Origin of the sequence: Pseudoalteromonas sp. Z1A8, assembly GCF_011378855.1 — a bacterium.
Lineage (GTDB): Bacteria > Pseudomonadota > Gammaproteobacteria > Enterobacterales > Alteromonadaceae > Pseudoalteromonas.
Genome location: NZ_WTLB01000097.1, coordinates 1 through 5501, shown reverse-complemented (window position 1 = coordinate 5501; position 5501 = coordinate 1). Strand labels below are relative to the sequence as shown.

Sequence of the window (5501 nt, the reverse complement as noted above, 5' to 3'; positions counted from 1 at the left end):
CCCAAAAGTAGGACCGTTCGAATTTCAAAAACTCGGTACACCATTAAGTCAAAACATGCTTAACTGAATGGTGTTAGCTATTTCAGCGGCTTTTGATTTTAATTATTTACAATTAACGCTTAGTAAATACCAAGCCTTCGTCACTTGCGTCGATAACAATAACGCAACCAGGTATGTAGTCCCCATTAAGTAGCTTTTGTGCCAGTGGGTTTTCTATCGTTTGTTGAATAGCGCGTTTAAGTGGACGTGCACCATACACAGGGTCAAAACCACTTTCTGCAATTCGCTCAAGAGCCGCATCGCTTATTTCAAGTAAATATCCCATTTCAGTTAAACGCTCACGTAATTTCATTAACTGAATATCAGCTATTTCTTTTATATGCTCGTTAGCTAACGGATGAAATACAACAGTCTCGTCTATACGGTTAATGAACTCAGGCCTAAACTCATTAATTAATACTTCCATTACTTTAGCTTTAAGGGTCGTGTAGTCATTATTACCCGCTTGCTCTTGGATAATATCTGAGCCTAGATTTGAGGTCATGATAATAACGGTATTTTTAAAATCTACGGTTCTACCTTGCCCGTCTGTTAATCGACCATCATCTAATACTTGCAGTAGAATATTAAATACATCTGGATGCGCTTTTTCTATTTCATCAAGCAGTATCACGGAGTAAGGTTTACGGCGTACCGCCTCGGTTAAATAACCGCCCTCTTCGTAACCCACATAACCTGGAGGTGCCCCTACTAAACGTGCAACTGAATGTTTTTCCATAAACTCAGACATGTCGATACGCACCATGGCATCTTCGGTATCAAACATAAAACCAGCGAGTGCTTTTGTCAGCTCTGTTTTACCCACACCTGTTGGGCCTAAAAACAAAAATGAACCAATAGGACGATTAGGATCTGCAAGCCCAGCACGTGAGCGGCGTATTGCGTTAGAAACAGCCACAACCGCTTCATCTTGCCCTATTACTTTGCTGTGTAGCTTATCTTCCATTTGTAGTAGCTTTTCACGCTCACCTTGTAGCATTCTTGCCACAGGAATACCTGTCCAACGCGAGAGTATTTCAGCAATTTCATCCTCACCAACTTGGTTTTTAAGCAATGTCATTTCTTGCATTTCGGCTTGTGAGGCTAAATCAAGTTTACGTTCAAGCTCTGGGATTCGCCCATATTGAAGCTCTGACATGCGCTGTAAGTCGCTTGCTCTTCGCGCTACGTCTAAGTCTAATCTTGCTTGTTCAAGCTCAGCTTTAATTACTTGCGTGCCTTGAAGCGATGCTTTTTCAGCATTCCATATTTCGTCCAACTCGCGGTATTGTGCATCAAGATCTGTGATTAGCTCTTGCATTTCACTGCGGCGTTTTAGACTTGCTTCGTCTTTTTCTTTAGCGAGCGCGTTATCTTCTAGCTTTAATTGAATAATACGGCGTTCAAGCTTATCTAACGACTCTGGTTTTGAATCAATTTGTAATCGAATTGAAGAACCCGCTTCGTCTATTAAATCAATTGCTTTATCCGGTAACTGACGATCGCTAATATAACGATGAGATAACTGAGCTGCAGCAACAATAGCGGGATCCGTTATTTCTACTGAATGATGTAGCTCGTAACGCTCTTTTAAGCCTCGTAATATTGCGATGGTATCTTCAACCGACGGCTCTTCAATAAGTACCTTTTGGAATCGACGCTCAAGGGCTGCGTCTTTTTCTATATATTTACGGTATTCATCAAGCGTTGTTGCGCCTACGCAATGTAATTCTCCGCGCGCTAATGCTGGTTTTAGCATATTACCCGCATCCATTGCGCCGTCACTTTTACCTGCACCCACAATAGTATGTATTTCATCAATAAATAAAATGACTTGGCCTTCTTCTTTAGCCAACTCGTTTAATACCGATTTTAAACGCTCTTCAAATTCGCCACGGTATTTTGCACCTGCAACTAACGCACCTAAATCAAGTGATAGTACGCGTTTGTTTTTTAATCCTTCAGGCACCTCACCGTTAATAATACGTTGTGCTAAACCCTCGGCGATTGCTGTTTTACCAACACCTGGTTCACCTATTAACACAGGATTATTTTTAGTCCGGCGTTGTAATACTTGAATCGTACGGCGAATTTCGTCATCGCGACCAATAACTGGATCAAGCTTACCTTGCTCTGCCCGCTCAGTTAAATCAATTGTGAATTTTTCAAGCGCTTGGCGTGTTTCTTCGGCATTTGGATCATCAACCTTTTGACCACCACGAATAGCTTTAATTGCGGTTTCAATTTTAGTTGCGGTAATATTTAACGATCTAAATATATCACCAAGCGGACCTTTATCGTCGCATGCAGCGAGTACAAATAACTCACTTGAAATGTATTTGTCTTTGCGTTTTTGTGCGTATTTGTCGCACAGGTTAATAAGTGAAGCCATATTATTTGATAGCTGCACGTCGCCGCCTACGCCTTCAACCTTAAATAACTTTTCTATTTCTTGAGAAAGCTTGGTGTTGAGTTCGTCAGCGCTGACACCTGTTTGCGCAAGTAATGCACGCACACTAGAGCCGCTCTGCTTAAGCAATGAATACATTAAATGTACTGGTTCAATAAATTGATGATCACGGCCAAGAGCTAACGATTGCGCATCAGAGAGCGCAGATTGAAATTTACTTGTAAATCTATCTAAACGCATGGTATTACCTATTAAATAATCTAATTGCTTAATTAATGGGTCTGTTTAGGTGTTTGTTCAAGGTGTGGAGGGAAATATAATGTTGAAAGATGTGAATTATTTGAGCCAGATCAAACTTCCCATACGTCCAGTTTGTCCATCTCGTCGATATGAAAAAAACAAGTCACTTTGAGAGACTGTACAATAGTCGCCGCCCGTAATATTTTTAACCCCTGACTGGATAAGTAATATGCGAGCAATACTATAAATGTCAGCTAGATATTTACCATTTGCTTGTAGTTTAAAAGCTTGAGTAAATGAAGTGGATTTCTTTCTAAATTGCTCAAATACTTCAGCACCCACTTCAAATCGGTTTGGTCCAATTGCAGGCCCTAGCCACGCACTTATATTTTCATATTTTGTACTAAAGCAATCCAATGTGTTTTTAATAATTCCCTGCTCTAGCCCTCGCCAGCCGCCATGTATAGCTGCGATTTCTTTTTCATCATCACTCACTAATAAAATAGGTAAGCAATCGGCAGTCATTATAGCCAAAGGTTGGTTTAATAACCGAGTATAAAGCGCATCAGCATTATGTAACTCATCAAAATCAAAATGTTCATCAACAATAGCAACATCAGAACTATGAACTTGATTTAGCCACACGGCAGGTTTAGGTAAGTGTTTAGTTAATAGTGAGCGGTTTTTTGCTACATCACCTTTATTATCACCAACATGGTATCCCAAATTAAAACTTTTAAAGGGGACTTTTGAAACACCACCTCCACAAGTAGTACTTAACGTTGCTACTTTATGAAGGTTTTGCCATGTCGCTGACAATAAGTGCATTATCTATCGATATCAGGATTAGCTTTAGTATCTTCACGTAATGCAAGTGTCATAGCAACCATATCATCTGGGATAGGTGCTTGCCATGTCATCATTTCACCCGTGATTGGATGCGCAATACTCAATTTTACAGCATGTAGTGCTTGGCGTCTAAAGCTACGAAGTAACTCGAACAACTCAGGTGTTGCACCTTTAGGTGGGCGCGGACGGCCGCCGTAAGATTGATCGCCAATTAGCGGATGATTTAAATGTGCCATGTGCACACGAATTTGATGCGTACGCCCTGTTTCTAAGCGTAAGCGCAAGCGTGTATGAGCACGGAATTTTTCAGCAACACGATAGTGCGTGATAGCAGGTTTACCCAGTTCATGTACTGCCATATGAGTACGCTGAGTAGGATGACGGCCAATCGCTTTTTCAACCATACCACCTGCGGTCATAGTGCCATTACACAGTGCTTCATATTCACGCGTGAAGTTTTCACGCTTTTGCAGCGCTGTCACTAAATGCGTTTGTGCTGGAATCGTTTTAGCTACAACCATTAAGCCAGTCGTGTCTTTATCTAAACGATGCACAATACCTGCGCGTGGCACGTTAATTATTTCAGGGTAGTAATGTAGTAATGCGTTTAGCACTGTTCCATTAGGATTACCTGCACCAGGGTGAACCACTAGGCCCATAGGTTTATTAATTACCAAAATATCATCGTCTTCATAAACAATGTTTAATTTGATATCTTGTGCTTCGTATTCGCGTGGTGCTTCAATTGTTGTTTCAACACTTACAACTTCACCACCTAGTAGTTTTTCGCGTGGAGTGTTGAAAATTTCACCGTCTACGGTGATTTTATCATCCAATATCCACGTTTTTATACGAGAACGTGAATAATCAGGGAACAATTGTGCTAATACTTGGTCTAGACGTTTACCACCTAATTCGGTTGGAACGTCGGCTTGAAGAGAAATTTGCTCTGACATTAGTAACTTTACCCAATTTACCAGTGCAAGCTTTGCTCGACTGGGTTAGAATCGCTTTTAATAAAAGCATAATATAATACGCATAGTTTACTCGGTTTTACCGACTTGGCCTAGCCGAAGACATCGAAGGTAACAAATAAAATGATAAATAAAATAGGGAAACGTGCATTTGCCATTGTTTTTTCAGTTTCTGTACTTAGTTTAGGCGCTTGTTCGTCTGCTCCAGACCAAGAAGATATTCAACGTGTACCTAATAAGTCTGCACACGCTTTATATGAAGATGCAAAAGAAACGCTAGATTCTGGTTTATATGCTCGCGCAATTGAACTTTTAAGTGCAATAGACTCACGCTACCCATTTGGCCCATTCTCTAAACAAGTACAAATGGACTTAGTGTATGCACATTACCAATCAGGTAATACTGAACAAGCACTTGCAACCATTGACCGCTTTATTCGCTTAAACCCAAATCATAAAGACCTTGATTACATGTATTACATGCGTGGTTTAGTAAATATTAAAGCTGATAAAAACGCGTTTCAAGAGTATTTTGGTGTAGATCGAGCTGATCGTGATGCTAACCGTACACGTGTTGCATTTACCGATTTATCGACACTAGTAAAACGCTTTCCAAAAAGTGATTACGCACCTGAAGCGAAACGCCGTCTAGTATGGCTTTTAAACCGCATGGCACGTTATGAGTTAAAAGTTGCAACTTACTATTACGAACGTGAAGCTTATTTAGCTGCCGCTAATAGAGGTAAGTTTGTTGTTGAGCATTATTCACAAAGCAGTTACTTAGATCCAGCCCTTGAAATGATGGAAAAAAGTTACGACCAATTAGGTTTAACTGAACTTAGTGAACATGCAAAACAAACACGAAGACTAAATAAAAGAACTAAATAAACAAAAAAGGCGCTTAGTAAGCTGTCTCTTATACACAAATCCCTGCTAAGAAATTAGCGGGGATTTTTTTGAACTAAATCTCAATGTCATGATCAGATCTT

The 5501-nt window shown here is 40.2% G+C and carries 4 protein-coding genes; 1 reads left to right on the top strand and 3 read right to left on the bottom strand.

Features of this window, described 5'->3' with window-relative positions:
• Window positions 1-112 precede the first annotated feature (112 nt).
• From clpB to rluD, 3 genes are all read right to left on the bottom strand, one after another.
• A complete protein-coding gene (gene clpB, locus GQR55_RS19555) occupies window positions 113-2689 on the bottom strand; it encodes an ATP-dependent chaperone ClpB (protein WP_166421912.1) in 2577 nt (858 codons plus the stop codon).
• Between the two features lie 96 nt (window positions 2690-2785).
• On the bottom strand, window positions 2786-3517 hold the full coding sequence (gene pgeF / locus GQR55_RS19550) for a peptidoglycan editing factor PgeF (protein ID WP_166421911.1): 732 nt from the start codon (window positions 3515-3517) through the stop codon (window positions 2786-2788).
• Window positions 3517-4494, bottom strand: a complete 978-nt coding sequence (rluD, locus tag GQR55_RS19545; RefSeq protein WP_007581384.1) for a 23S rRNA pseudouridine(1911/1915/1917) synthase RluD — start codon at window positions 4492-4494, stop codon at window positions 3517-3519. The genes pgeF and rluD overlap by 1 nt, the downstream gene beginning before the upstream one ends.
• A 141-nt stretch (window positions 4495-4635) precedes the next feature.
• On the opposite strand from rluD, the gene GQR55_RS19540 reads away from it, so the two are divergent.
• Window positions 4636-5400, top strand: coding sequence for an outer membrane protein assembly factor BamD (locus GQR55_RS19540; RefSeq protein WP_007581382.1), 765 nt, complete (start codon window positions 4636-4638; stop codon window positions 5398-5400).
• Window positions 5401-5501: the final 101 nt, after the last annotated feature.